Annotated in this window: 28 protein-coding genes and 1 pseudogene; 10 read left to right on the forward strand and 19 right to left on the reverse strand. The window is 65.2% G+C overall.

Annotated features, from left to right (window positions below; translation table 11 throughout):
• Window positions 1-84 precede the first annotated feature (84 nt).
• Window positions 85-1,296, forward strand: a complete 1,212-nt coding sequence (locus tag AC5V87_RS24915; protein WP_456837906.1) for a c-type cytochrome — start codon at window positions 85-87, stop codon at window positions 1,294-1,296.
• 87 nt (window positions 1,297-1,383) lie between these two features.
• Here AC5V87_RS24915 and AC5V87_RS24920 read toward each other — a convergent pair whose 3' ends face one another.
• On the reverse strand, window positions 1,384-2,028 hold the full coding sequence (locus AC5V87_RS24920; protein ID WP_027564362.1) for a trimeric intracellular cation channel family protein: 645 nt from the start codon (window positions 2,026-2,028) through the stop codon (window positions 1,384-1,386).
• Window positions 2,029-2,190: 162 nt separating this feature from the next.
• Between AC5V87_RS24920 and AC5V87_RS24925 the strand changes: the two are divergent.
• Window positions 2,191-2,582: pseudogene (locus tag AC5V87_RS24925) on the forward strand (hypothetical protein).
• A 277-nt stretch (window positions 2,583-2,859) separates the two neighbouring features.
• Here AC5V87_RS24925 and AC5V87_RS24930 read toward each other — a convergent pair.
• The 3 genes from AC5V87_RS24930 to AC5V87_RS24940 all read right to left on the reverse strand — a co-directional run bounded on the left by AC5V87_RS24930 (window position 2,860) and on the right by AC5V87_RS24940 (window position 4,455).
• Complete coding sequence (locus AC5V87_RS24930; RefSeq protein WP_495368037.1) at window positions 2,860-3,669, reverse strand: isocitrate lyase/PEP mutase family protein; 810 nt, start codon at window positions 3,667-3,669, stop codon at window positions 2,860-2,862.
• 51 nt (window positions 3,670-3,720) lie between these two features.
• Window positions 3,721-4,071 carry an antibiotic biosynthesis monooxygenase family protein gene (locus AC5V87_RS24935; protein WP_456837903.1) on the reverse strand — a complete coding sequence of 117 codons (351 nt, stop codon included), beginning with the start codon at window positions 4,069-4,071 and terminating at the stop codon, window positions 3,721-3,723.
• A 75-nt stretch (window positions 4,072-4,146) separates the two neighbouring features.
• Complete coding sequence (locus AC5V87_RS24940) at window positions 4,147-4,455, reverse strand: NIPSNAP family protein (RefSeq protein ID WP_456837902.1); 309 nt, start codon at window positions 4,453-4,455, stop codon at window positions 4,147-4,149.
• Window positions 4,456-4,572: 117 nt separating this feature from the next.
• On the opposite strand from AC5V87_RS24940, the gene AC5V87_RS24945 reads away from it, so the two are divergent.
• From AC5V87_RS24945 to AC5V87_RS24955, 3 genes are all read left to right on the forward strand, one after another.
• Window positions 4,573-5,271: a metalloregulator ArsR/SmtB family transcription factor gene (locus AC5V87_RS24945; protein ID WP_456837901.1), complete on the forward strand. Its 699-nt coding sequence runs from the start codon at window positions 4,573-4,575 to the stop codon at window positions 5,269-5,271.
• A 195-nt stretch (window positions 5,272-5,466) separates the two neighbouring features.
• On the forward strand, window positions 5,467-6,480 hold the full coding sequence (locus AC5V87_RS24950) for an alpha/beta fold hydrolase (protein ID WP_495368038.1): 1,014 nt from the start codon (window positions 5,467-5,469) through the stop codon (window positions 6,478-6,480).
• Between the two features lie 202 nt (window positions 6,481-6,682).
• Window positions 6,683-6,922: a GCG_CRPN prefix-to-repeats domain-containing protein gene (locus AC5V87_RS24955; protein ID WP_456837899.1), complete on the forward strand. Its 240-nt coding sequence runs from the start codon at window positions 6,683-6,685 to the stop codon at window positions 6,920-6,922.
• Between the two features lie 151 nt (window positions 6,923-7,073).
• On the opposite strand, the gene AC5V87_RS24960 is transcribed toward AC5V87_RS24955, so the two are convergent.
• Window positions 7,074-7,388 carry a twin-arginine translocation signal domain-containing protein gene (locus tag AC5V87_RS24960; protein ID WP_456837898.1) on the reverse strand — a complete coding sequence of 105 codons (315 nt, stop codon included), beginning with the start codon at window positions 7,386-7,388 and terminating at the stop codon, window positions 7,074-7,076.
• Window positions 7,389-7,771: 383 nt separating this feature from the next.
• On the opposite strand from AC5V87_RS24960, the gene AC5V87_RS24965 reads away from it, so the two are divergent.
• Together AC5V87_RS24965 and AC5V87_RS24970 are read left to right on the forward strand one after the other, a co-directional pair.
• Window positions 7,772-8,443, forward strand: coding sequence for a glutathione S-transferase family protein (locus tag AC5V87_RS24965; RefSeq protein ID WP_495368039.1), 672 nt, complete (start codon window positions 7,772-7,774; stop codon window positions 8,441-8,443).
• 75 nt (window positions 8,444-8,518) lie between these two features.
• Entirely contained in the window at window positions 8,519-8,671 is a 153-nt protein-coding gene (locus AC5V87_RS24970; protein ID WP_456837896.1) for a hypothetical protein, read from the forward strand.
• 9 nt (window positions 8,672-8,680) lie between these two features.
• Here AC5V87_RS24970 and AC5V87_RS24975 read toward each other — a convergent pair whose 3' ends face one another.
• Complete coding sequence (locus AC5V87_RS24975) at window positions 8,681-9,028, reverse strand: hypothetical protein (RefSeq protein WP_495368040.1); 348 nt, start codon at window positions 9,026-9,028, stop codon at window positions 8,681-8,683.
• A 112-nt stretch (window positions 9,029-9,140) separates the two neighbouring features.
• Window positions 9,141-10,673, reverse strand: a complete 1,533-nt coding sequence (locus tag AC5V87_RS24980) for an acyl-CoA carboxylase subunit beta (protein WP_456837894.1) — start codon at window positions 10,671-10,673, stop codon at window positions 9,141-9,143.
• 150 nt (window positions 10,674-10,823) lie between these two features.
• On the opposite strand from AC5V87_RS24980, the gene AC5V87_RS24985 reads away from it, so the two are divergent.
• Window positions 10,824-11,228: a DUF4260 domain-containing protein gene (locus tag AC5V87_RS24985; RefSeq protein ID WP_456837893.1), complete on the forward strand. Its 405-nt coding sequence runs from the start codon at window positions 10,824-10,826 to the stop codon at window positions 11,226-11,228.
• A gap of 27 nt (window positions 11,229-11,255) precedes the next feature.
• Here the strand turns inward: AC5V87_RS24985 and AC5V87_RS24990 are convergent, their stop codons facing one another.
• The 8 genes from AC5V87_RS24990 to AC5V87_RS25025 all read right to left on the reverse strand — a co-directional run bounded on the left by AC5V87_RS24990 (window position 11,256) and on the right by AC5V87_RS25025 (window position 19,314).
• Window positions 11,256-11,414 (reverse strand): hypothetical protein, encoded by a 159-nt coding sequence (locus AC5V87_RS24990; RefSeq protein WP_456837892.1) that lies wholly within the window; start codon window positions 11,412-11,414, stop codon window positions 11,256-11,258.
• A gap of 51 nt (window positions 11,415-11,465) precedes the next feature.
• Window positions 11,466-12,323 carry a class D beta-lactamase gene (gene blaOXA, locus AC5V87_RS24995; protein ID WP_495371939.1) on the reverse strand — a complete coding sequence of 286 codons (858 nt, stop codon included), beginning with the start codon at window positions 12,321-12,323 and terminating at the stop codon, window positions 11,466-11,468.
• Between the two features lie 87 nt (window positions 12,324-12,410).
• Window positions 12,411-12,671 (reverse strand): EscU/YscU/HrcU family type III secretion system export apparatus switch protein, encoded by a 261-nt coding sequence (locus AC5V87_RS25000; protein ID WP_495368041.1) that lies wholly within the window; start codon window positions 12,669-12,671, stop codon window positions 12,411-12,413.
• Window positions 12,668-14,290: a flagellar hook-length control protein FliK gene (gene fliK, locus AC5V87_RS25005; RefSeq protein WP_495368042.1), complete on the reverse strand. Its 1,623-nt coding sequence runs from the start codon at window positions 14,288-14,290 to the stop codon at window positions 12,668-12,670. Before fliK ends, AC5V87_RS25000 begins: the two co-directional genes overlap by 4 nt.
• A 57-nt stretch (window positions 14,291-14,347) precedes the next feature.
• The gene (locus AC5V87_RS25010; protein ID WP_495368043.1) at window positions 14,348-15,142 is read right to left on the reverse strand and encodes an ATP12 family chaperone protein; all 795 of its coding nucleotides are present in this window, start codon (window positions 15,140-15,142) and stop codon (window positions 14,348-14,350) included.
• 161 nt (window positions 15,143-15,303) lie between these two features.
• Window positions 15,304-16,518, reverse strand: coding sequence for an RluA family pseudouridine synthase (locus AC5V87_RS25015; RefSeq protein WP_495368044.1), 1,215 nt, complete (start codon window positions 16,516-16,518; stop codon window positions 15,304-15,306).
• A gap of 52 nt (window positions 16,519-16,570) precedes the next feature.
• Entirely contained in the window at window positions 16,571-17,908 is a 1,338-nt protein-coding gene (locus AC5V87_RS25020; RefSeq protein ID WP_456837887.1) for a replication-associated recombination protein A, read from the reverse strand.
• On the reverse strand, window positions 17,905-19,314 hold the full coding sequence (locus AC5V87_RS25025; protein WP_495368045.1) for a DegQ family serine endoprotease: 1,410 nt from the start codon (window positions 19,312-19,314) through the stop codon (window positions 17,905-17,907). The genes AC5V87_RS25020 and AC5V87_RS25025 overlap by 4 nt, the downstream gene beginning before the upstream one ends.
• A 311-nt stretch (window positions 19,315-19,625) precedes the next feature.
• Between AC5V87_RS25025 and AC5V87_RS25030 the strand changes: the two genes are divergently transcribed.
• A complete protein-coding gene (locus AC5V87_RS25030; RefSeq protein ID WP_456837885.1) occupies window positions 19,626-21,236 on the forward strand; it encodes an OprO/OprP family phosphate-selective porin in 1,611 nt (536 codons plus the stop codon).
• Window positions 21,237-21,409: 173 nt separating this feature from the next.
• Here the strand turns inward: AC5V87_RS25030 and AC5V87_RS25035 are convergent, their stop codons facing one another.
• Window positions 21,410-21,787: a winged helix-turn-helix transcriptional regulator gene (locus tag AC5V87_RS25035; protein ID WP_456837884.1), complete on the reverse strand. Its 378-nt coding sequence runs from the start codon at window positions 21,785-21,787 to the stop codon at window positions 21,410-21,412.
• A gap of 133 nt (window positions 21,788-21,920) precedes the next feature.
• Here AC5V87_RS25035 and AC5V87_RS25040 point away from each other — a divergent pair, with 133 nt between their 5' ends.
• Complete coding sequence (locus AC5V87_RS25040; RefSeq protein ID WP_456837883.1) at window positions 21,921-22,934, forward strand: zinc-binding alcohol dehydrogenase family protein; 1,014 nt, start codon at window positions 21,921-21,923, stop codon at window positions 22,932-22,934.
• Window positions 22,935-23,113: 179 nt separating this feature from the next.
• Here AC5V87_RS25040 and AC5V87_RS25045 read toward each other — a convergent pair whose 3' ends face one another.
• The 3 genes from AC5V87_RS25045 to rplQ form a co-directional block, all read right to left on the reverse strand.
• Window positions 23,114-23,407: a DUF1330 domain-containing protein gene (locus AC5V87_RS25045; RefSeq protein ID WP_456837882.1), complete on the reverse strand. Its 294-nt coding sequence runs from the start codon at window positions 23,405-23,407 to the stop codon at window positions 23,114-23,116.
• Between the two features lie 68 nt (window positions 23,408-23,475).
• A complete protein-coding gene (locus AC5V87_RS25050; protein ID WP_456837881.1) occupies window positions 23,476-24,264 on the reverse strand; it encodes an SDR family NAD(P)-dependent oxidoreductase in 789 nt (262 codons plus the stop codon).
• A gap of 136 nt (window positions 24,265-24,400) precedes the next feature.
• Window positions 24,401-24,817 carry a 50S ribosomal protein L17 gene (gene rplQ / locus AC5V87_RS25055; RefSeq protein WP_025036979.1) on the reverse strand — a complete coding sequence of 139 codons (417 nt, stop codon included), beginning with the start codon at window positions 24,815-24,817 and terminating at the stop codon, window positions 24,401-24,403.
• Between the last annotated feature and the right edge of the window lie 6 nt (window positions 24,818-24,823).

Raw genomic sequence — 24,823 nt, forward strand, 5'->3', positions numbered from 1 at the left:
TGTCACCATACCCCCGTCGTCGCGAAATGAATCGATGCCCCATCCTGCGGGGATGCGGGCCATTGGTCGCAGGAGAGACCGAGCATGCGGACGATTCTGGCAGTGATCGCGTTGTGCAGTGCAGTTGGAAGCGCGGCTTTCGCCGCCGAGCCGTCGCCGGAGCTGATCGCCTATGGCAAGGCGCTGGTCGAGGCCGGCGGCTGCGCGGGCTGCCACACCGCCGATCCGGCGCGGCCGTTCGCGGGCGGCAAGCGCATCGACACGGCCTTCGGAGCGGTCTATGCGCCGAACCTGACGCCCGACCGCGATAGCGGGATCGGCGCCTGGGCGGATGCCGATTTCACCCGCGCGCTCCGCTACGGCATCGCACCCGATGGCTCGAACTATTATCCGGCATTCCCCTATTCCTACTTCACGAGGATGACGAAGGACGACACGCTGGCGATCCGCGCCTATCTCGGCACGCTGGCACCGGTGGCGAACCGCAACAAGCCGCCGGAGATGCGCTGGCCATTCGGTTATCGCCGCCTGATGCGGGTCTGGAACGCCTTCTATTTCAAGCCCGGCCTGTTCGAGCCGGACCAGAGCCAGAGCGCGGCATGGAACAGGGGCGGCTATCTCGTCAGCGGCCTTGCGCATTGCGGCGCCTGCCATACGCCGAAGAACTATTTCGGCGCAGACAAGGCCGCGCAGGCGCTCTCCGGCAACGAGGTCGGCGGCTGGTACGCGCCACGACTCGACGGCGCCGCGCGCACCGGGCTGAAATCGTGGAGCGTCGAGGAGATCACCGAATATCTCCAGAGCGGCCGCAATACCAGGAGTCATGCCGGTGGGCTCATGGCCGAGGTGGTCGTCAACTCGACCTCGAAGATGAGCGATGCCGACGTGAAGGCGATCGCGCTCTACTTGAAGAGCCTGCCGCCCTCGCGGCGCGAGACCATCGTGACGCCACCCGGGGAGGCCGAGATGACAGCCGGCAAGGCTGTCTACGCAAGGCTCTGCATCGCCTGTCATGAGGCCGACGGCTCGGGCGCGCCGCGGATTTATCCGCCGCTGCCGGGCAATGCGCTGCTGCAATCGGTCAATCCGTCCTCGACCTTGCGCATCATCCTCGACGGTGCCCATACCGTGACGACACCGCGCGCACCCAATACTGGCGAGATGCCTGCCTATGCCAAGCAGCTGTCGGACCACGAGATCGCGGCGGTGACGAACTATATTCGCAATTCCTGGGGCAATGCGGCGCCGCTGGTGACGCCGTCGCAGGTGGCGAAGGCGCGCAGGCAAGAGCCGTAGTTGGCACTCTCCGAATTCATGAGATCGTCATGGCCGGGACAACAAGCCTGGCCATGACGTAGCGGACAGAATGAGGCGACGGAGCAATTATCTCCCCTCGTCCTCGGTGAAGACGAATTTCGGCATCTCCCATTTGTAGCGCACGGCAAGCAGGCGGAAGCTGATGCCGAGGACGAATGTCAGAATGGTCCAGAGCTCGGCGTTGAGTTTCAAGCCGAACGCGGTGGCATAGAACAGGCCAGTCACCACCGAGACGCTGGCATAGAGCTCGGAGCGGAACAGCAGCGGCACGTCGTTGCAGAGCACGTCGCGCAGGATGCCGCCGGCGCAGCCCGTCACCATGCCGGAGACGATGACGATTGGCAGCGAAGCATCCATCTGCCAGGCGACGTCGCAACCGGCCATCGTGAAGACGACGAGGCCGATGGCATCGAGCACGATGAAGGCGACCTTGAGCCGGTGCACGAGGCGTGCGGTCAGGATGGTGAGGAAGGCGGCGCCGCCGGCGAGCGCGAGATAGATCGGGTGCTGCACCCATACCAGCGGATAGTGCCCGAGGAAGAGATCGCGCAGCGTGCCGCCGCCGAGCGCGGTGATGCAGCCGAGGAAGCAGACCCCGAGCCAGTCCATGCTGCGGCGGCCGGCGGCGAGCGCGGCGGTCATGCCTTGCGCTGCGACCGCGACCAGCGACAGGAAATGCAGCACGCTATCGCTCGGCGGCAGGCTCCACATGATCTTATTCCTTCCTCCGCGGGTGGAACTCACGCTCGATGTTCCCGGTGAACAGGTTCCCGATTCCGGCAGCCGGAGCAACATGCGACGAAAGCATAGAGGGCCCGGAACTGAATCTCGCATCCATGGGTTGTCCGGGGTCATAACCGAGGAGACCAATCGATGGCTGACGACCGTTTTCCCAACGATCCGTACCGCCCGAACCTCGCCGACGATGAGTATCTTCGCGCGGCGCGCCGGGATACGACCTTCAGGCCGATCCCGAGCTTGGCGAAGGCCCCGCCTCCAGCGGCAAGATTGCGCTGTTCGCGGTGGCGGTCGCCCTGGTGTTGGGCGCCGTGTTCTACGGCTTGAACAACACGACCACCGGCAACCAGGCGAGCAACACGCCGTCGACGCAGACCGCACAGCAGTCGCAGCCCGCCAATCCGGCCGCGCCTCCCGGCATGCGCGACGTGACGCCGCGCAACAACGCCGCGCCGGGCGTGACGACGGGCGCCGCGCCGAGCAAGCCGGCCCCGGATACGCAGACGCCGTCTGACGGCGCGAAGTAACGACGTCATTGCGTAACACGCAACTGTCAGCGCTCGGCTTGACTGGGCGATCCAGTACTCCGAGACGGCAGTGATTCAATCGATAAGCCGCCGCGTACTGGATGCTCCGCTTTCGCGGAGCATGACACCGGGAGGATAAGAGAGCGGTGGGACAAAAATCCCGCTGCTCTTCTTTCGTCTAAAGCGCGATGAGATTGGGATGAATCGTCATCGACTTTAGGTTGTTGTCTGAGCATGATCTTTACGGAAACAGCGTCGCACGTTTCCGGATCATGCGTTAGCTGAACATCTTGTTGAGCTCGGCGCCGGAATAGCCGCCGCCGAGCTCCGCAAACGTCCCCTTCTCCGCCATTTCCTTGGCTGCGCGCATGAAGCCGGCCCAGGCGGCACGGGCGAGCGAGCCGCCGACGCTGATGCGGCGCACGCCGAGATCCTCGGCTTCCTTCAGCGACAGGCCGGAGCCGCCGATCAGCAGGTTGAACGGCTTTGGTGCGACAGCCTTCACTACCGCGGCGATGTCCTCGCGAGTCTTCAGGCCCGGCGCATAGAGGCAGTCCGCGCCGGCGTCCGCATAGGCGGTGAGCCGGTCGATGACGAGCTTGAGGTCGGTCACGCCCCACAAGTAAGCCTCGCAGCGGCCGACCAGCAGCGTGCCACTGTCGCCGATCGCCTTGCGCGAAGCCTTGATGCGCTCGACGGCGAGCGTGCGCTCATAGATCGGCTTGTCCTTGTCGCCGGTGGAATCCTCAATCGAGAGGCCCGCGACACCGGTGCGCACACCGCGCTCGACATTGTCGGCGACCTTGTCCGGCTCGACCGCAAAGCCGCCCTCGAAATCCGCATTTACGGAAATGTCGACCGCCGAGCTCAATGCTGCCAGATGCTGACAGACGTCCTCGACGGTGACGTGATTGTCGGCCTTGCCGATGGTCCAGGCAAAGCCGGCGCTCGAGGATGCGATCGCCTTGAAACCGAGTTGCTGCAAGGCTTTCGCGCTGCCGATATCGACCGGATTGGGCAGGATGAAGCAGCCGCTCTCGTGCAGCTTCCTGAACGTCGCGCGCTTGTCGGCGGTCGTCACATGCATGTCTCTCTCCCTTGTTGGCCGCGCAGAGATGGGGATGCGCCGCGGCCGGCGCTAGTGCACGTCGTGCACCGCGCGGCTGTCCTTCGGCGCCTGCTCGCGATCATTCATGCCGTAGTCGCGGATGACGCTGGCGATGCGCAGGTGATAGTCGGCGAAGATCTGCGCCCTGCCCTTGGCCTGGGTGCGGCGATGCTCCATGGTGTTGCGCCAGGCCTGGACTGCGGCCTCGTCCCGCCAGAACGAGATCGACAGGATCTTGCCCTTTTCGGTCAGGCTCTCGAAGCGCTCGACCGAGATGAAGCCATCGATGGTTTGCAGGAGCGGCTTCAGATCGGCAGCGAGATCGAAATAGTCCTGGCGGTGTTCCGGCTTGGGCCAGACCTCGAAAATCACGGCGATCATGGGCGTCTCCTCTTATGTGAGCATGATCTCCTGCGGAAAACCGCGTTGCACTTTTGCGGATCATGCTGGCGTAGCCTACACTACCACCTTGCGCAGGAAGGTGCGCTCTTCCACCAGGATGAATTTGTTCTCCTCGGCGAAATGGAAATTCGCCATCCCTTCCGCATCCTGTCGCAGCCGCGCGCGGTAGACCTCATAAGCGGCGAGACTCTCGAAGGTGATCAGCGCGAAGGCGATGTTGTTGGTGCCCTCATGTGGCATGAAATAGCCGATGAGGTCGCCGCCGCATTTCGGGATGATGGTGAGCCAGCTCTTGGAATATTCCTCGAACTGCGTGCGCTTGAACGGATCGAGCTGGTAGCGGATGAAGACGGTGACGGACATGGTCGGCTCCTGTGTCTTCCGTCGTTGCGAGCACGGGTTTCGTAGAGTGGGCGCAATGACGGCGTCGTGAGAGGCTAAGCCCTTGCCCGACCGTAATGCTTCGGCTACCATCGAAGCATGAAATCAGGTCCCGACATCGCCATGGTCGCCTCGCTGGTCGGCGACCCCGCCCGCGCCAACATGCTCACGGCGCTGATGAACGGCCGCGCGCTCACTGCGAGCGAGCTTGCGCAGGAGGCCGGCATCACGCCGCAGACCGCGAGCTCGCATCTGGCAAAGCTCGAGGCCGGCGGTCTCGTCGAGCCGGAGAAGCAGGGCCGCCACCGCTATTACCGCCTCACCGACGACGACGTCGCCGGCGTGCTCGAAGGCCTTGCCGGCCTTGCCGCACGCACCGGCCACATGCGCGTGCGCACCGGGCCGAAGGACCCCGCGCTGCGTCGCGCGCGGATCTGCTACGACCACCTCGCCGGCGATCTCGGCGTGCAGATGCTCGACACCATGCGCGAGCGGCAGCTGGTCAGGCAGAAGAAGCAGGAGATCGAGCTGACAGCCGAAGGCGAGCGCTTCCTCGCCAAGAATTTGCAGATCTCACCCGACATGCTCAGCCATCCGCGCCGCCCGGTCTGCAAGGCCTGCCTCGACTGGAGCGAGCGGCGCCACCATCTCGCCGGCACGCTCGGCGCGGCAATGATGCAGCGGTTCGCGGAATTGAAATGGGCCGCGCGCGATCCCACGCCCGGCAGCCGCGTTGTGATTTTCACCCGCAGCGGCGAGAAGCAGTTCGCGGCGCTGTTCGGAAACGGGAAGGATTAGTCACGCAAGGTGCGTGACGGCACACAATTGCGTGTGAACTCCCACTGTTGTCGTGGCCGGGCTTGACCCGGCCATCCATCGCTTTAAGCGCAGTGTCGTTCCGGGGCGATGCGAAGCATCGCACCCGGAACCTCGAGATTCCGGGCTCGCGTCTTCGACGCGCCCCGGAATGACGGCTCCAAATACGAGACGCCAATGACCCGCCTCCTCATCCCCGCCGCGCTCGCCGCTGCCCTTCTCGCTTCCCCGCTCACCTCCGCACACGCCGCCGACACGCCTCAACGCGAACCCTACGGCATCGCACTCGAGGGCTTTGCGTATCCCTATCCCGTGCAACTGCTCCCCGTGGTCAATGACGGCGAGCAGCTCAGCATGGCCTATATGGACGTGGCGCCAGTGCAAGCAAACGGCCGCACCGTCGTTCTGCTGCACGGGCGCAATTTCCCGTCGAGCTATTGGGCACCTGTCATCAAGATGTTGAGCGAGGCCGGGTATCGTGTCGTGGTGCCGGACCAGGTCGGCTTCGGCAAATCCTCCAAGCCGGCAGGCGAGCTGCATTTCGACAATCTGGCCCGCAACACCATCGCGCTGCTCGATCACTTAGAGATCAGCAAAGCGGATATCATCGCTCATTCACTCGGCGGCATGCTGGGCGTGCGCATCGCCCGCGCCTATCCGGAACGCGTCAGCCATCTCGTGCTGACCGCACCGATCGGGCTCGAGGACTACCGCCTCTACGTGCCGCCGACGCCGACCGAGAAGATCATCGAGACCGAGGACAAGCTCACCGCCGACGGCTACCGCAAGCAGCTCCAGACCAATTACGCGATCAAGTTGCCATCGGATGCGATCACGCCATTCATCGACGCCCGCTTCAACATCAAGGGCAGCCCGGATTATCCGCGCTGGCTGCGCGCCTTCGTCTCGTCCGGCCAGATGATCTATCGCGAGCCGGTTGCGCATGAGATTCCGCTCATTACCGAGCCGACGCTGTTCATCATGGGCGCCGACGACCACAACGCACCGGGCCGGCCGCTCGCGCCCGAGGCGTTGCGCGCCAAGATGGGGCAGAATGCGGAGCTCGCCACGCAACTCGCCGCGAAGATGCCGAATGCGCGGGCCGAGATGATCCCGGACACCGGCCATCTCGTCTTCCTGGAGGCGCCGGAGAAATACAGGGATCTGGTGCTGGGGTTTCTCGGCCGCTAACGGCAGATGCGTATTGCCTGAGCCGTACGCGGGGAACGTTCATGCCGTATTCAGGTCATGATGGGCAGGTTGGCATCGCGATGCACGTTGCCTTCCCATTTGACGTGTCGAATTGTGTCTTTTGATTCATTGTGCGCCGCAAGCGCAAAGCCCTGAAGCTTCGCCCCCAAAGCCCTGCCCCAAGGACGAGAAGGAAGACCAAATGAAATATCTCTTCGCCGCCGTCATGCTCGCCAGCGCGGTCGTCGGTTTCAGCGAAGGGGCCAGCGCCGCTGGCGGCTGCGGCCCCGGCTGGTATCGCGGCCCCTATGGCGGCTGCCGTCCGATGGCCGGACGCCCGCCGGTCGTCGTCGCGCCGGCGCCCGCACCCGTCGTCGTGGTGCGACCGCGCGTTTGCCCCTACGGCTTCCGCTGGTGGGCCGGCCGCTGCCGCCCGATCTGATCTTGTCTTTTCGCACTGCGACGTGGCCGCGCAAGACCAGCCTGCGCGGCCATGTTGTTCTTGAAGGCCCTCCCATCATCTCGCCACGGCCTCGAATCAAAACGGGGACCGCGAACCGCGATCCCCCTCCAAGGCCTGGCTTGCGCGAAGCTTACCAATGATGACGACGCCAGTGCCGGCGGCGCCAGCCCCAATGGCGGTGACGCCAGCCCCAATGGCGGTGGCGCCAACCCCAATGGCGGCGGTGCCAATGGCCGTGACCGTAGCCCCAACGAACCTGCTCGGGCCTGAGCTGCGCGGCCTCATCGCTGCTGGTCAGGGCAGGATGGGCCTCGGGATTGCCTTCCGGCCTGCGGGCCGGGCCGAGCGGCTGCGGTGACAATGGCGCGGCCTGCGCGGTCGCTGCGAAGGCGGCGGCGCCCGCCGTCACACCCAACGCAAGTTTCAAAAAGTTCCGACGCTCCATGACGTGTCCTCTGATCTTTCGCGCCAGTGATGCAGAGGGAGTGTCGCGGTCATGACATGAACCAGAGCTGAATCGCACATTCAGATTCGTTGCGAAGGTGATGGCTGCCGCAGGCCTATGTCACGAACTCCTGCGCCAGCACCAGCGTCTCGCGCGTGCGCTTCACGTCAGGCGAGTTGCAGTTGAAATCGGCAGCGGGCATCGCGGCTCCTCCCGTTGTTTGGCCTCAGCACAGATGGATATAGTGGCGGCAACAAAATGCCCGCGCGGCCCCACGCGCACCGCCCAATCTGCGGTCTCTCTGCCCGCGGGAAAAAACATGTGCCCATTGTCGGAACTCCCTCCCCTCATACGTCCTCTGCTCGGACAACACGGAGCCCCACATGCCCAATCTCATCCTCACCACGTTCGACTGGGTTCCCGAAATGCCGCGCGGCTTCGTGCGCGACCTTCGTGTGCGCTGGGCGCTGGAGGAAGCCGCCTTGCCCTACCGCGTCGCGAGCGTGCCGTTCAGTCCGCGCGATGCGGCGCACTTCGCGCACCAGCCATTCGGACAGGTGCCGTGGCTGACCGACGGCGACCTCTCGATCTTCGAGAGCGGCGCGATCCTGCTGCATCTGGGTCAGCGCAACCCCGAACTGATGCCGACCGATCCCCGTGGCCGTAACGAAGCGATGGAGTGGGTGTTCGCCGCGCTCAATTCGGTGGAGATGCCGGCCCTGCCCTGGACGATGTTCAAGTTCACCGGCAGTTTCGACGCCTCACCCGCCGTGAAGTTTGTCGACGAGTTCCTCAAACTCCGCCTCAAGCACATGGAGACGGTGCTGGCGGCCCGCGAATGGCTGGCGGGGTCCTTCTCAGTCGCGGATATCGTCATGTCGGACGTGCTGCGCGTGGTCGACAAGTTCGGCGGCCTGTCGGAGCACCCGGCCTGCCGCGACTACGTCGCGCGCGCAACGGGCCGTCCGGCCTTCGTCAAAGCCCATGCCGACCAGATGGCGCATTTTGCCGCGGCGGATAAGGCGCACGGGGCGTCACTCGCGGCACACAATTAACCCGCTGTTATCCATGTCCCCACCACCCCCGGAACGAAGCAATTTGCTTCAAATTATTCCGGCCAGAGGTGACACATGGCCCGCATCGACTATCTCAAAGAGCAGGTTGCCCGTGCCGAACGTCTGGCGAAGACCATCCTCGACCAGGAAACCGTGGAGCGGCTGCAAGCCTTCGCGGCCGAATGCCGCGCGGAGCTGATGGTGCTGACGCTGCGGGCTGCAGCGTGACGCGGCGCGTCAGACCAGCTTCAGCGGCGCATCGGCGACCACGCGCAGGTCGATGGTCCCAATCAGCGCCGCGCGCCGCGCCTCCGCAGCGCTGATCGCCTCATTTGTCTGCCGCAGCGTGCTGATGTTCGAGCCGAGCGAGACGATGCCGCCGAGCACCAGGGCAATCGATCCGAGCGCTGCGGTCTGGCCGGTCCCGAACAGGCCGAGGATGGTGATCAGCAGCAGCGCGGCACCGCCGCCGATGGCGATCTTGGACGCGAGGATGTACTTCCGGCATCGCTCGGCGATCTCGGCGAGCCGCTCGATCCGGTCTTCGATGTCGGAGATTTCGTCGGTCCGGTCGGATACGGTCATTGGATCGATGATGCCAAATCAGAAGAAACTAGCAGCCCGCATGATCGAAGCGACATGCGGGACCTGGACAAAGATCCAGATATTCGCTTTCGCTGATCCGGGCTAAGCCGTCTCACAACGGCAAATTGTCGTGCTTCTTCGCCGGCATTTCCGTCTTCTTGTCCTTCAGCATCGCCAGCGCTCGTGCGATCCGCTTCCGTGTCGAATGCGGCATGATGACGTCGTCGATGTAGCCGCGCTCCGCCGCTATGAACGGCGACAGGAAGCGGTCTTCGTACTCCTTGGTTCGGGCGGCGATCTTGTCGGGATCGCCGAGGTCTGAGCGGAAGATGATCTCGACCGCGCCCTTGGCGCCCATCACCGCGATCTGGGCGGTCGGCCAGGCGTAGTTCATGTCGGCGCCGATTTCCTTGGAGGCCATGACGTCGAAGGCGCCGCCATAGGCCTTGCGGGTGATGATGGTGACGAGCGGCACGGTGCACTGCGAATACGCGAACAAGAGCTTGGCGCCGTGCTTGATCAGGCCGCCATATTCCTGCGCCGTGCCCGGCAGGAAGCCCGGGACGTCGACGAAGGTGACGATCGGGATGTTGAAAGCGTCGCAGAAGCGGACGAAGCGCGCCGCCTTACGCGATGCGTCCGAATCAAGCACGCCGGCCAGCACCATCGGCTGATTGGCGACGAAGCCGACGGTGCGCCCCGCAATGCGGCCGAAGCCGGTGACGATGTTCTTGGCGAAGGCTTCCGCGATCTCGAAGAAGTCGCCCTCGTCCACGACCTTCAGGATCAGCTCCTTCATGTCGTAGGGCTTGTTCGGATTGTCGGGGATCAGCGTGTCCAACGACATGTCGATGCGGGCGGTGTCGTCGAAGCTCGGCCATTCCGGCACGCCGTCGGTGTTGTTGGACGGCAGGAAGTCGATCAGGCGCCGCATCTGCAGCAGCGCTTCGACATCGTTCTCGAAGGCACCGTCCGCGATCGAGGAGCGCGTCGCGTGCACCGAGGCGCCGCCGAGCTCCTCCGCCGTGACGACCTCGTTGGTAACGGTCTTCACCACGTCGGGGCCGGTGACGAACATGTAGCTGGTGTTCTTCACCATGAAGATGAAGTCCGTCATCGCGGGCGAATAGACGTCACCGCCGGCGCAGGGGCCCATGATGACGGAGATCTGCGGGATCACGCCCGAGGCGAGCACGTTGCGGCGGAACACGTAGGAATAGCCGGCCAGCGCGGCGACGCCTTCCTGGATGCGCGCGCCGCCCGCGTCGTAGAGGCCGATGATGGGCGCCCGCGCCTTCATCGCCATGTCCTGGAGCTTCGTGATCTTCAGCGCGTGCGTTTCCGAGAGCGAGCCGCCGAACACCGTGAAGTCCTTGGCGAACACGAAGGTCTTGCGGCCATTGACGGTGCCCCAGCCGGTGACGACGCCGTCGCCGGGGATCTTGCTCTTCTCCATGCCAAACTCGATCGAGCGGTGCTCGACGAACATGTCGAATTCCTCGAACGATCCCTTGTCGAGCAGAAGCTCGATACGTTCGCGCGCGGTCAGCTTGCCGCGGGCGTGCTGCGCCTCGATGCGCTTCTCCCCGCCGCCGAGCTTTGCGCCGGCACGACGTTCTTCAAGGGCGTCCAGGATGTGTTTCATTTGCTCCCGCCAGTTCTTAACTAAGCCACGTTTGCCGGGGGTTCTAACACGCCATTTTGCGGACCGGAAAGCGGCTTTCGGCGCCGCAGGGCTGCCCTGAAGCAGCGCGAAAGCGCAAGGAATTGCAAAGTTTTTGCCTGGAGGGCGACGATGGACGAACAAGCTGCCGAGACCGGCTCCGTGACGGGCGGCGTCAACATCCTGCTGCGGCTGGAGGGCCTGACCCTGTTCGCAGGCATGGTGATGCTCTACGCGGCCTGGGACGGCTCGTGGCTGGTCTTTGCCGTGCTGTTCTTCGTGCCCGACCTGAGCTTCCTCGCCTACCTCTCCGACGCCAAATTCGGCGCGATGGTCTACAACGCCGCCCACAGCTACATGGCGCCGGTGGCGCTGCTGACGCTGGGCTTCGGCCTCGCCTCGCCCCTCACCCTCTCCATCGCCTTGATCTGGCTCGCCCATATCGGCATCGACCGGGCGCTCGGCTATGGCTTGAAATATTCGGCCGGGTTCGGCTTCACCCATCTCGGCCGGATCGGCCGGCAAAGGGGCGTCTGACCTCAAAAGTCGGTACGGCGGCGGTCATCACGCCCTGGCATCACCCATGTCCGCGACGGTCGTCCCACTGCCGCCGAAGTCATCGTCCGAAACCGTCGATTTCCTGCGGCGCATGGCCCGCATGGTGTCGGGGGGAACGGCGAGACGCTGCTGCGCGCCGCCGCGCTGATCGGGACGGATCGTCATGCCCGGGCTGGTCCCGTCTGCGGGGCCGGCTCGCCCGACCTCCGCCGCGAGTCAGATCGCGCCGATCTCGGCAAGGCAGGCTTGCGTCAGGCTCATGCGCGCCTCGATGTGGCGCGGCTCCTTGCAATCGATGTTGAGCGCGAACACCGTGTGCGCTTCGCCCTTTTCGGCCCAGCCGACCATCCAACCCAGCGACGGCTCGCCGCGCTCGGCGCCGAGCAAGCCTGATTTGGCGCGGATGACGCTGTCGCCGACCTTCGTCACCGGCAGGATGTCGGCGACGAGATCCTGGCTGCGCTTTGAGATTGGCAGCGCGCGGCGGCGCAGCCGGTCGACGAAATCAATCTGCTCGACCGGGTCGATGCGCAGATTGCCGGTCAGCCAGAACTGGTCGATGCCGCCGCCGATGTCGCGATTACCGTAGTCGAACTCGTCGACATATTTCTGCATGCGCACCTCGCCGATCCGGCGCGCGATCTCCTGATAGACCGGCACCGCACTGACCGCGATCGCACTGCGCAGCGTGTGATCCTTGTTCCAGGCTTCGATCGGCCGCTTCACGCCGTCCCAAGGGAAGACGTCCTTGTCAGGGTCGGCGACAACGCCAGTCTCGAGCGCAATCAGCGAGTTCGGAATGTTGAAGGTCGAGGCCGGCAGCTTGGCCTCGCCCGAGCGCTCCTTGTCGCTGGCGACGATCAGATAGTCCTCGACCTTGTAGCCAACGAAAGTGCCTGACGTGGCGAGATCGGTGAAACGTTTTGCCAGGCTGTCGCGGATCTCGTTGCGCGGCGGCGCGACATGGGCGAGCGCGCGCTGCGGCAGGATCGCGGTGGCGGCGAGAAGGCCGAGGGTGGAACGGCGGGTGAGCAAGGGTGATGTCCGCAAAATGATGAAAGTGACCGCGACCATGCAGCCGCTACGTGGTGAAACCATGACAGGTAACTACTTGAGCATGATCTTTCCGGAAAACCGCTACACACTTTTCCGGATCATGCCCTACTGCCCCCGGCCCGACAGCCGCAGCACGAACACCAGCACCTCGGCGACGGCCTTGTAGAGGTCGGGCGGGATCTCCTCGCCGAGCTCGACCTTGGAGAGCGCGCCGGCCAAGATCTCGTTCTCCTCGATCGGGATGTCGTTGGCTTTCGCGATCTCGACGATCTTTTCGCCGATCGTGCCCTTGCCCTTGGCGACGACGACCGGCGCGCCCGAGCCCTTCTCGTAATGCAGCGCGATCGCGAGCTTGGGGTCGCTCATGTCGCACGATCCAGGAAATGGCCGGCGCGGGCTGGTGCCGGCTGCGGCGGCGTGCCGTCGCGGACCAGGATGTCGCCGGGCTTGAGCTCGGCCCGCACCAAAGCCTGGTTGAGCTCACTGACACCGGCGCGGAGCTGCTGCGCGGTCGCCGGCCGCTCCGCCCACATCCGCACGAAAGTCTTGTCGCCGTTCAGCGTGATCAGCGCGTGTACGGGTCCCGCCGGCTCGACATTGAGCGTGAAGCGCGCGCGCCAGGCGCGCTTGGCGGGATCGGCGGACCCATCGCCGCCGTCGCGCGAGATCTCGAACTGAGCCATCGCGGTGCCCTGTGGGGTCGCAAACGGAATCTCGAAATTCCATTGCGGCACGGTTGGCTCGATGTGATGGCCGGATGCATCGGTGCGGTCGGGAAGCGAAGCGACTTGCAGCAATGTCTGCCGCGCGATCGCGGCATCGGTGTCGTCGAGCAGGCGATGCACTGTTGCGGAGAGCGGCGTATCCGGCGCCAGCGACGGCGAGGCGATGGCCTGCGCTGCCGGCAGCGCACCGCGGAACGGCGGCGGCGTCATGCGCGCGGCGGCCTCGAAGATACGGCCGTCGGGCGCGGTCTTGTTCGAGCCCGGCACGTTACCGGTCAGGCGCGGCAGGTTCTGCGCGGCCTCTTGCAGCAGGCTCGCGGCGAGGCCGGCCGACAGGGTGCGCGGCAGCGCGGCCTGCGACACGTCGGGGGCGATATCAGCCAGGACTGCCGCAGCGAGACTGGCGGCACGTGGCATCTGCTGCGGCTGCGCGATGTCAGGCGCGGTCGAAGGCAATGCGGCCTGCGGGGTCTCGCCTGCCGTCGGCGCCGACGGCGCAGCGGCGACCTGCGGTGCCGCCGCGGCGTTCGCCGGGATCGTTCCACCCTGCGCCCGCGGCGCAGCGGTCTCGAGCGTCGCCAGCGTCTGGCGCAGCACCAGCAGCGCGGCCTTCAGGTCCGGCACGTTGCCCGCGGACGGCGTTGCGCCGGCGGCGAGTGAAGCCTCGAGGAACAGGCCGGACTTCTGGAAAGCGGATTCGATATCGCCGCCGTCGAGAGCGGTGTTGAGCGGCGTCTGTTGCGCCAGCACGTCCAGCACCGCCTGCTTCAGTCCAACAGGCAGATCGCTGCCGGTGACGACGGAGGCGAGGTTGGCGAACAGCGGCGCCTGGCTGCCCTGCATTGTGACCGCCTCGGCCGAGGCGGCGGTAACGGCGACCTGCTCCAACGGCGTCAGCGAATTGCGTGCCGCGGTTGCGGACGGCGCCAGCGACGGGCTGTCCACGAGCGAGGCCGCAGCCGGCGTCAGCGTGATCTGATCGGCAGCCGTCTCGCCTGCCCCGTTCATGACGGCGAGCCGGATGGTGCCCTCGTTCTGCGACACCGCGAGCTGGAGATTCTGCCCCGGGGTCAACGACACCTCCGACATCACGTCCATCGAGAGGTTGGCGATCGCGATCCGCACCAGATTGTCGGCGAGCACGCTGACGACTTTGGCGTCGACGACGCTGCCGGCCTGAAGCACGAGATCGGGCGTCGCCGCATCAGCGATGGTGCTGGCGGCACTGACCGGAAGGATCGAGCTGATCGGCGTCGGCATCTCGGCGGGCCCAGGGAATGCTCGCGCCACCCTAAGGCCGCCGTCGTAAACCTGTCGTTAAGGACCTTTGGCCGCGGGCGCCTTAACAGCCTCCAGAACCGCGACGGCGGCCTCGAAATCCCTGAGGCGCGTGGCCCTGCGGGCGGCCGCCTCCTCGTCCACGCCCCACTGGTCAATATTCCAGTCCTCGTCGACATGGGCAGCGGCCCAGACCTGGCCGGCATCGCGCACACCATGGGCCAGCGCCAGCGCCAGCAGCGCCGAGCCGGTCAGAGTCGTCACCATATGGAGCGCCGCGACCGACCAGGGATCGCCCGGCAGTGCGGCGCGCGCGGCCCGCAGTGCTTCGTCCGGCTGCTTCACGTGCATGACGCCTTCGGAGAGGATGAAATGCGCGCCCAGCGTCTCCGCGGCCCAGAACAGCACGGGGTCCCAATGCGCGGCCTCGCGGGCGACCAGCCCCTCGGGGTGGCCGGCGCGATAGAACAGCAAATCGGACTCGAAGTATTTTGCGAGGTCGTCGCTGACGAGCTCGACGCGGTCGACGACGCCCTCGACCACGCTGTTGGCGATCCGCGTCAGCGGCATGGTTACGGGATCGATCGCCTCGCCTTGCGCCGCCCACTCGCCGGCCACGGCATCGGCCAGCGGTCGCGAGGGGATCACCACCTGGCGGCCGGACGGCGTGCGGATCGGCTTGCCGTCGAGGGCGATGGCAAAACCGCCCTCGGCTTCGGTGACGTCGGCCTCCTTGTAGAAGCGCTTGCGCAGCGGCGTGCGCGCAGAGGCACGCGCCGAGTCCCGCGGATCCGGCGCGGACTGGCTTGCTGCTTCTTCGAACAATTCGCGCATGTGAGTGCTCGGTCGCGGTCGCTGAGTGCTACGCTTTTACGACAAGACCTGTGGCCGATAAAGCGAGTGGCGGCATGAGGGAACCTGCGAGCGCCCGCCCCAGTGCGCAATTGAGCACAGGGCGTGCGATGACATTGAGGTGGTGCTTAGCAGTGCGCCTCCTACTCCTCCGGCGCGTTCTCGATCGGATCGAACCGGCTGGCATCCAGCCCCAGCAGATTCCACGACTGCTGCATGTGCGGCGGCAGCGGCGCGGTAGCGTCGATCACGCCGCCGCGCGGATGGGGGATGACGATGCGGCGTGCCAGGAGGTGCAGCCGGTTTTGCAGGCCGCCCGGCAGCTGCCAGTTCTCGATGTTGAAATATTTGGGATCGCCGACGATGGGGTGGCCGATATGCTCCATATGGGCGCGTAGCTGGTGGGTGCGGCCCGTCACCGGCTTCAGCGACACCCAGGTCAGCTTGTTGCCGGCGGTCTCGACCACCGCATAGTACGTCACTGCGTGGCTCGCGCCCTCGTCGCCATGCTGGGCGATGCGCATGATGGTGTCGTCCTCGCCTTCCTCCTTGGCGAGGAAGGTCGAGATGCGGCCCTGCTTCGGCTTCGGCAGGCCCGGCACCAGCGCCCAGTAGACCTTTCGCGCCGACCGCGAGCGGAACGCACCGGTCAGATGCGAGGCGGCAAAGCGCGTCTTGGCGATCAGGAGACAACCCGACGTCTCGCGATCGATGCGGTGCACGAGGCGCGGCTTCTGGCCCTTGGCATCGCGCATCACCTCCAGCATCTGATCGATGTGGCGCGTCATGCCCGAGCCGCCCTGCACGGCAAGGCCGGCGGGCTTGTTGAGCACGAGGACGTCGTCGTCCTCCCAGATCGTCATCTCTTTCAGCGCCTTGAGCGTCTTCTGCGCGGCCTCGGAGAGCTCTCCGACCACCTTCGGTGCATCGAGCTTCAGCGGCGGAATGCGGACGCTCTGGCCTTCCTCCAGGCGATCCTTGCTGTCCACGCGCTTGCCGTCGACGCGCAGCTCGCCTTTGCGGACGACGCGCTGGATGTGGGAGAACGACAGACCCGGAAAGCGCGCTTCGAGAAAACGATCGACGCGCATATTGTTCTCGTCGGCCGTGACGATGACGGTCTGCACTTTGGTCGGCAGCAGCGCCTCGACGGGCTTCGCCGGCGCGGCTTTCTCCAGCGCGGCCTTGGGCGGACGCCGCTCGGCACGCTCACCCGCAAAGCGCGGCGGCTTGCTGCCGGGCTTGCCGCCTGGACGCGCTCCGGCTTTCTGCGCGCTCCGTGCCTGATGCAGGCGCGCTTCCTTGCGCTCGGCGCGTGAACGGGGCTCTTGATTGGTTCTCTTGATACGGCGGCTCATGGTTGCCTGCGTACCCTAAAAGCCGGCTGCCGTCACGACGAAATGGCCGTTTCTAGCGCGAGCCGCCCCGCTCCTTGCGCAGCTTCGCCCAGTAATCCAGCCGCTTGCGGATCTCCCGTTCGAAGCCACGCTCGGGCGGGTCGTAGAAGGTTTGCCGGCCGAGCGCCTCCGGGAAGTAGTCCTGGCCGGAGAAGGCGTCGGGGGCGTCGTGGTCGTATTCGTAGCCTGAGCCGTAGCCCTCCGACTTCATCAGCTTGGTTGGCGAATTGAGGATGTGTTTTGGCGGCAGCAGCGAGCCGGCCTGTTTTGCGACCTGCATCGCCGTGCCGAAGGCGGTGTAGACCGCGTTGGATTTCGGCGCGGTGGCGAGATAGACGACGGCCTGCGCGATCGCGAGCTCGCCCTCGGGATGGCCGAGGAAGTCGAAGGCGTCCTTGGCGGCATTGGCGATGACGAGTGCCTGCGGATCGGCAAGGCCGATGTCCTCCACCGCCATCCGCACCACGCGGCGGGCCAGGAACAGCGGGTCCTCGCCGGCATCCAGCATGCGCGCGAGATAATACAGCGCGGCGTCGGGATCGGAGCCGCGCACCGACTTATGCAGAGCCGAGATCAGATTGTAATGGCCGTCGGCCGACTTGTCGTAGATCGGCGCACGGCGCTGCAGGATGTCCTGCAGCTGCGCGGCATTGAATATCTCGTCCGCCCGTGCCGAACGCCAGACCTCTTCGGCAAGCGTCAGCGAGGCGCGGCCGTCGCCGTCGGCCATGCGCACCAGCACGGCGCGCGCCTCGGCATCGAGCGGCAGCTTCCTGCCCTCAACCGCCTCGGCATGCGCAAACAGCTTCTCGATCGCGGCGGCATCGAGCGAGCGAAACACCAGCACGCGCGCGCGGGAGAGCAACGCCGCATTGAGCTCGAACGACGGGTTTTCGGTGGTGGCGCCGACCATCACCACCGTGCCGTCTTCCATGACCGGCAGAAACGAATCCTGCTGGGCGCGATTGAACCTGTGCACCTCGTCGACGAACAGCAGGGTGCCCTTGCCCATCTCGCGGCGGGCCCGCGCGGCGTCGAACGCCTTCTTGAGATCGGCGACGCCGGAGAACACCGCGGAGATCTGCTCGAAATGCAGATCGGTGGCGTCCGCCAAGAGCCGCGCCACCGTGGTCTTGCCGGTGCCGGGCGGTCCCCAGAACACCAGCGAGCCCAGCGTGCGCGTCTCCAGCATGCGCGTCAGCGCGCCGTCGGGCCCGAGGATGTGATCCTGACCGACGACCTCCGACAGCGCACGCGGGCGCAGCCGGTCCGGCAGCGGATGCGGAGCCTCGTGGTCGAGCCCCGCCGCGGCAAAGAGAGTCGGCGTCTCCTGTGGTCGTTTCGGACTCATCCGCCCAGCGTGACGTTGATCTGCTGGCCGCCGCGCACCAGCGTGATGCGCCAGATCCGCGGCCGCTCGCCCGCGGCCTTTTCGAGGTCGCCGGTCTTGCTGATCTTCTGGTTGTTGACCGCCAGGATGATGTCGCCCTTCTGGAAGCCGACACTCGCGGCCGCGCTGTCGCTGCCGAGGTCGGTGACCACGACGCCTTCGGTGTCGGCGTCCAGATGCAGTTCGTCGGCCACCGCCGGTGTGATGGTCGAGACCTTCGCGCCCTGGAACGGCGAACGCGCGGTAATGACGAGCTCGTTGCGCCCCGAGTCAGGCGCGGTCTCCAGCGCCACCGTCAGCTTGAATGGCTTGCCGCCGCGCTGCACGTCGATCTGCGCGGCGCCACCGAGCGGACGGGTGGCGAAACGGTAGTCGAAGGCGTTGGGATCATCCACGGCCTGGCCGTCGATGCCGGTGATGAGGTCCGAGGATCTCAAACCGGCCTTCGCCGCCGGGCTATTCGAGACCACGCTCGCGACCAGCGCGCCTGTCGGCGAGCGCAGGCCGAGGCTCTCGGCGATCTCGGGCGTCACCGCCTGCAGCTTGGCGCCCAGCCACGGCCGCTTCACCGCCTTGCCGCCGCTCTTGGCTGAGGCGACGACGACGCGCACCATGTTGGACGGAATCGCAAAGCCGATGCCTTGCGAGCCGCCGGAGCGCGAATAGATCGCGGTGTTGATGCCGGCGAGCTTGCCGCTCATCTCGACCAGCGCGCCGCCGGAATTGCCGGGATTGATCGCCGCATCGGTCTGGATGAAGAACTGGTAGTCGGTGATGCCGACCTGCGTGCGCGCCAGCGCCGAGATGATGCCATGCGTCACCGTCTGGCCGACGCCGAAGGGATTGCCGATCGCGAGCACGACGTCGCCGACCAAGAGCTCGTCGGAATTGGTGAAGTCGAGCGTCGGAAACTTCTCCTTGGTGTCCTTCAACCGCAGCACCGCGAGATCGGTGCGCGGGTCCTTCAGCAGGATCTCGGCCTCGAACTCGCGCTTGTCCGACAGAGATACCCTCACCTGGTCCGCCCCCTCGATGACATGGACGTTGGTGACGACGAGGCCGGAGGCATCGACGATGACGCCGGAGCCGAGCGAGCGCTGCATCTGCTCGGGCTGCTGGCCCGGCACGCCGAAGAAGCGGCGGAAAATCGGGTCATCGAGCAGCGGATTGCGGTTCTGCACCACCTTGGCGGCATAGACGTTGACGACCGCCGGCTGCACCCGCTGCACGATCGGCGCATAGGACAGCCGCAGCTCCGCCTGCGAGGATGGAACACGGCGGTCCTGCGCGGCGGCCGGATTGAAATGGGCTGAAAACGCTATGCACAATGCCGTGACGACAGTTGCGGGACGGATCGATCGAAACATTCCTACCTCTCGGAAAAGACGTCGGAATATAGGCGCGTTCGCCGGCCAATAGAAGGGCACGCTGGGGGCAAATATGCCCTCTCCGGTGTGTCCGGCCTGCAAGCACGGCGGGCGAAATGACGATCCGCCTGAGGTAGTGTATTGGCATGATGCGCGTCATCCAGCATGCTACTTGGTGGCGGATTCGGTTGCGACGAAATTGCATCAGTGGGAACCCGCGCAACCGGGGCGCCGACGCGGGGCAGTCATCGATCATACCTAGGCTCTCCCGTTACGACTTGGGGAAGTTCGTCAAACGATGGAGGCGTGACGTGAGCAGAACAAGAATTGCAGCCACGGCTATTGGTCTCGCCGGCGCGCTGGCGGCTTCGCAGGCAAAGGCTCAATCGGCAAGCAACAGCGAGCAGGAAATTGCGCTGCTGAAGCAACAGTTGAAGATGCTTGAGCAGAAGCTCGACAAGCTCCAGAGCCAGACCGCGGCGAACACCGCGGCCACGGCGAAGGCCAGGGCCGAAGCGAAGGCCGAGGCCAAAGCCGAAGCGCGGTCGGAGGCGAAGGCGGTCGTCAATGCCAATGCCGCGATCCCCGTCAAGGGCCCGGCACCCGCACCCGGCGTGGTCGTGACCATGCCGAACAACCGGCCGACCATCTGCACCGCAGACCAGGCCAATTGCGTCGCCCTCACCAGCCGCCTGCACTGGGATGTCGGCGGCTATGACTATCGCCCGAACACGGCGGGCACCGTGCCGCAGAAGCTCGACAGCGGCGAGAACGTCCGCCGAGCGCGCATCGGCGTTACCGGGAAATTCTTCAACGACTGGAACTTCGCGCTGATCTACGACTTCGGCGGCTCCTCCGACGGATTTGGCGGCGCGGCGCCGGGATCGCTCCCGGGCGGCGGCGTGTCCGGCGTCGAGAACGCCTATCTCAGCTACACCGGCCTGAGGCCGTTCGGAGGCCGAATGGCGATCGAGGCCGGCATCATGGACCTGCCCTACACACTGGATGAAGCCACGAGCTCCAACGACATCTTGTTCCTGGAGCGCGCCTCGCCCGGCGTGATCGCGACCAACATCGCCGCCGGAGATTTCCGTTCAGCAGCCGGCACGCGCTGGTTCAACGACCAGCTCTGGATCGGCGGCTATGTCACGGGACCGTCCACGGGTGCGATCCACTCCGCCTCGAGCGCTACGCCGGCGGGCACCATCGAGCAATACGGCGCCGTTGCGCGTGTTGCAGGCAATCCGATCAGCGGCAAAGACTACTCGGTGCATATCGGCGTCGATGCGGAATGGCTGATTCAGCCGCCGCGCAATCTGATCGCGAATACACAGACGCTGACGCTCAGCGATCGTCCGGAGCTTCGCATCGATCCGACCACGCTGATCTCGACCGGCGCGATGGCCAATGTCTCGGGCGCGCAGGTCTACAGCGTCGAAGCGGCGGCGACCTACGGTCCGCTCATCGTTCAGGGCGAGTACTTCTGGTATAATATCGACCGCAGTGCGAATACATCGGTGCTACCGACCGGCTTGCCGAGCCTGAAATTCCAGGGCGGCTATGCGCAGGCCGGCTACGTGCTGACGGGCGAAGGTCGGACTTACAACGCGGCGAACGCGGCCTACAACGGCGTAAAGCCGGCGCATCCGTTCTCACTCGACGGCGGCGGCTGGGGCGCGTGGGAAGTCGCGGGGCGCTTCTCGACCATCGACCTCAACGATCAACTCGCGACCGCCAACGGCGTCGCCGGCGGGCGGCAGACCGTCTACACGCTGGCGCTCAACTGGTACGTCAACGGCAATGTGCGCTTCATGCTCGACTATCTGCATGGCACGGTGTCGAAGCAAGCCTCAGCGGTGTCGGCGGCGGACACTGGCTCGAAGTTCGACGCGGTCGCGTTGCGCACGCAATTTGCGTTCTGATCCTCGCTGTCGTCCCGGGGCGCGAACCCGGGACCCATAGCCACAAGCTGGAGTTCTGGCGAGGACTCGGAGTTGCCGGCTCGCGCCAAACTTCTTCCCGGGGTTGTGGGTCCCCACCCGCTCCGCCTTCGCAGGGATGACACTGAGATTGCCGCAACAACTTCGCGGCAGAATCATGCCGCCCGTTTCGGCTTCTTCGCGACCGCCGGCGGCGGCGCGCAGGACAGCCGCTGCTGATGGCTCTCGCCCCAGGCCTTTAGGATGTCGATGACCGGCCGAAGGCTCTCGCCGAGCTCGGAAAGGCAATATTCCACCCGCGGCGGCACCTCGGCATAGACCTTGCGGATGACGAGCTTATCCTCCTCCAGCGCGCGGAGTTGCTTGGTCAGCATGCGCTGGGTGATACCGGGCATCCGGCGGCGCAATTCGCCGAAGCGCTGGGTGCCGCTTTGCAGGTGGTAGAGGATCACGCCCTTCCATTTGCCGTCGATCAGGTCCAGCGTCGCCTCGACCGAGCAGCCCGGCCGGCGGGCAAAATCGCGCCGTTTCATGCGTGTTTTCCCAATAGTATCCAAACAGGGACTATATCCCCGAATTTACAGTACTTGCCAAATGGAGGCCAGCGGGACAGTTAGCAGGCCAGGCGCATGTCGCAAGCTGCGCGCCAACTGATGGAGACAAGCCATGAAGGCCGTCGGCTACAAAAAGTCGCTTCCGATCGAGGACGCGGATTCACTGATCGATTTCGAGACCGCAAAGCCGGATCCCAAGGGACGCGACATCCGCGTCGCCGTGAAGGCGATCTCAGCCAATCCAGTCGATTACAAGGTGCGCAAGCGCGCCGCTCCGCCCGAAGGCGAGACGAAGATTCTGGGTTACGACGCAGCCGGCGTGGTCGATGCTGTCGGCCCCGATGTCTCCCTGTTCAAGCCGGGCGACGAAGTGTTCTACGCGGGCTCGATCCTGCGCCAGGGCACCAATGCCGAATTCCATCTGGTCGACGAGCGCATCGTCGGCAACAAGCCGAAGAGCCTGTCGTTCGCTCAGGCCGCCGCCCTTCCCCTCACCTCCATCACCGCCTGGGAATTGCTGTTCGATCGTCTCGGCGTAGTGCCCGGCAAGAGCGTCGATCCGCGCACGCTCTTGATCACCGGCGGCGCCGGCGGCGTCGGCTCGATCCTGATCCAACTGGCGCGCCGGCTCACCGGCCTCACGGTGCTCGCCACCGCGACGCGGCCGGAGTCGCAGAAGTGGTGCCTCGATCTCGGCGCGCATGCCGTGATCGACCACGGCAAGCCGATGAGGGAGCAGATCGAGAGCTTGAAGCTGCCCCCAGTCGCGCTGGTGGCAAGCCTCACCTATACCGACCAGCACTACAAGAGCATCGCCGAGCTCATGGCGCCGCAGGGCCGGTTCGGCCTTATCGATGATCCCCCGGAGTTCACCATGAGCACCTTCAAGGGCAAGGCGATCTCGGTCCACTGGGAATCAATGTTCACGCGCTCCTCGTTCCAGACACCCGACATGATCGCGCAGCATCATTTGCTGGGCGATGTCGCCGATCTCATCGACAAGGGCGTGTTGCGCACCACGCTCGACCAGACCTTTGGCACGATCAATGCGACCAATCTCAAGCGCGCTCACGCGCTGCTCGAAAGCGGCAAGTCGCGCGGCAAGATCGTGCTGGAAGGATGGTAGGCGCTACATACTCCGTCATGCCCGGGCTTGTCCCGGGCATTCACGTCTTGTTTTGCAGGAGTGAAGACGTGGATGGCCGGGACAAGCCCGGCCATGACGATGTGGAAACGGTAGCGCCAAAAATCACGCCTTTTTCATAGGCGATAGCCCTCGGACAAGCCCGGCCATGACGAGCGCCGTTACGGCGCCACACCCTCGACGAACAGCAGCCGACGCTCCAGCGCACCGGCGCGGATCTTCAGCGCTTCGGCATATTCCGGCGAGGCGTACCATTCCTTCAGCCGCGCCATCGAGGCAAATTCGACGATGACGATGGTCTTCGGCGGAAGCTTGCCTTCCGCAAGCTCGGCCTTGCCGCCGCGAACGAGATAACGCCCGCCGTACTGCGCGATAGTCTTCGCGGCCAGCGTGCGATAGGCTTCGAAGCCCTCGAGATCGCGCATCTCGACTTCGGAGATCACATAGGCCGGCATGGACGCGGCCCTACTGTTTTGAGCGTGACCTTGTCGGAAAACCGCATCACACTTTTCCGGATCATGCTCTACGCGATGGTGTTGACGATGCCGCCCTCCGCGCGTAGCGCGGCGCCATTGGTCGCGGATGCCTCCTTCGAGGCGACGTAGACCACCATGTTAGCGATCTCGTCGACGCTGGCAAAGCGCTGGATCAGCGAGCTCGGGCGATGCTGCTTGACGAAGTTGGCGGCGGCTTCGTCAACCGATTGACCGTTCTGTTTCGCGAGATCCTTCACGAAGGTCTCGACGCCTTCCGACAAGGTGGGGCCTGGCAGCACGGAATTGACGGTGACGCCGGTGCCGCGGGTGAGCTGCGCAAGGCCGCGCGCGACCGAGAGCTGGGCCGTCTTGGTCATGCCGTAGTGGATCATCTCGACGGGAATGTTGAGCCCGGACTCCGAAGAGATGAAGACGATACGGCCCCAATTGCGTTTGAGCATGCCCTTCATGTAAGCGCGCGACAGCCGCACGCCGCTCATGACGTTGACCTCGAAGAAGCGGTTCCAGTCCTCGTCCGGGATCTCGAAAAAGTCCTTCGGCTCGAAGATGCCGGCATTGTTGATGAGGATGTCGACCTCGGGAAGCGCCGCGACGAGGGCCTTGCAGCCAGCAGCAGTCGAGACGTCGGCGGCGATGCCGCGCACCTTGGCACCCGTCCCTTCCAGCTTGCGCACGGCGGCATCGACCTTGGCCTGGCCGCGGCCGTTGATGACGACGCTGGCGCCAGACGCGGCCAGGCCCTTGGCAATGGCGTGGCCGATGCCGGCGGTCGAGCCGGTCACGAGGGCGGTCTTTCCGGACAGATCGATCTTCATGCGTCGTCTCCATTGAGGCTGATGGAGATATCGTGCACAGCACGGATCGGCGCAATCAGCCCTCACCGACGCGTGAGCACCATAAAAAAAGCGGCGCCTAAGGGCGCCGCTTTCCGGAATCTTTCTGCGGGTCGACTTACGCCGCCTCGGCTTCCTTCTCCTGCACCGGACCGGAGTCCTGGCCCTTGGCATCGACGTCGCGATCGACGAACTCGATCACGGCCATCGCGGCGTTGTCGCCGTAGCGGAAGCCGGCCTTGATGATGCGGGTGTAGCCGCCCTGGCGGTCCTTGTAGCGGGTCGCGAGCGTATCGAAGAGCTTCTTGACCATGTCGACGTCGCGCAGCTCGGAGATGGCCTGGCGACGCAGCGACAGACCGCCCTTCTTGCCGAGGGTGACGAGCTTCTCGACGATCGGGCGGAGCTCCTTGGCCTTGGGCAGCGTGGTGACGATCTGCTCGTGCTTGATCAGCGCGGCCGCCATGTTGGCGAACATCGCCTTGCGGTGCTCGGCCGTGCGGTTGAGCTTCCGATGAACCTTGCCGTGACGCATGTGAGT

Source organism: Bradyrhizobium sp. SOJA106 (genome assembly GCF_059448745.1).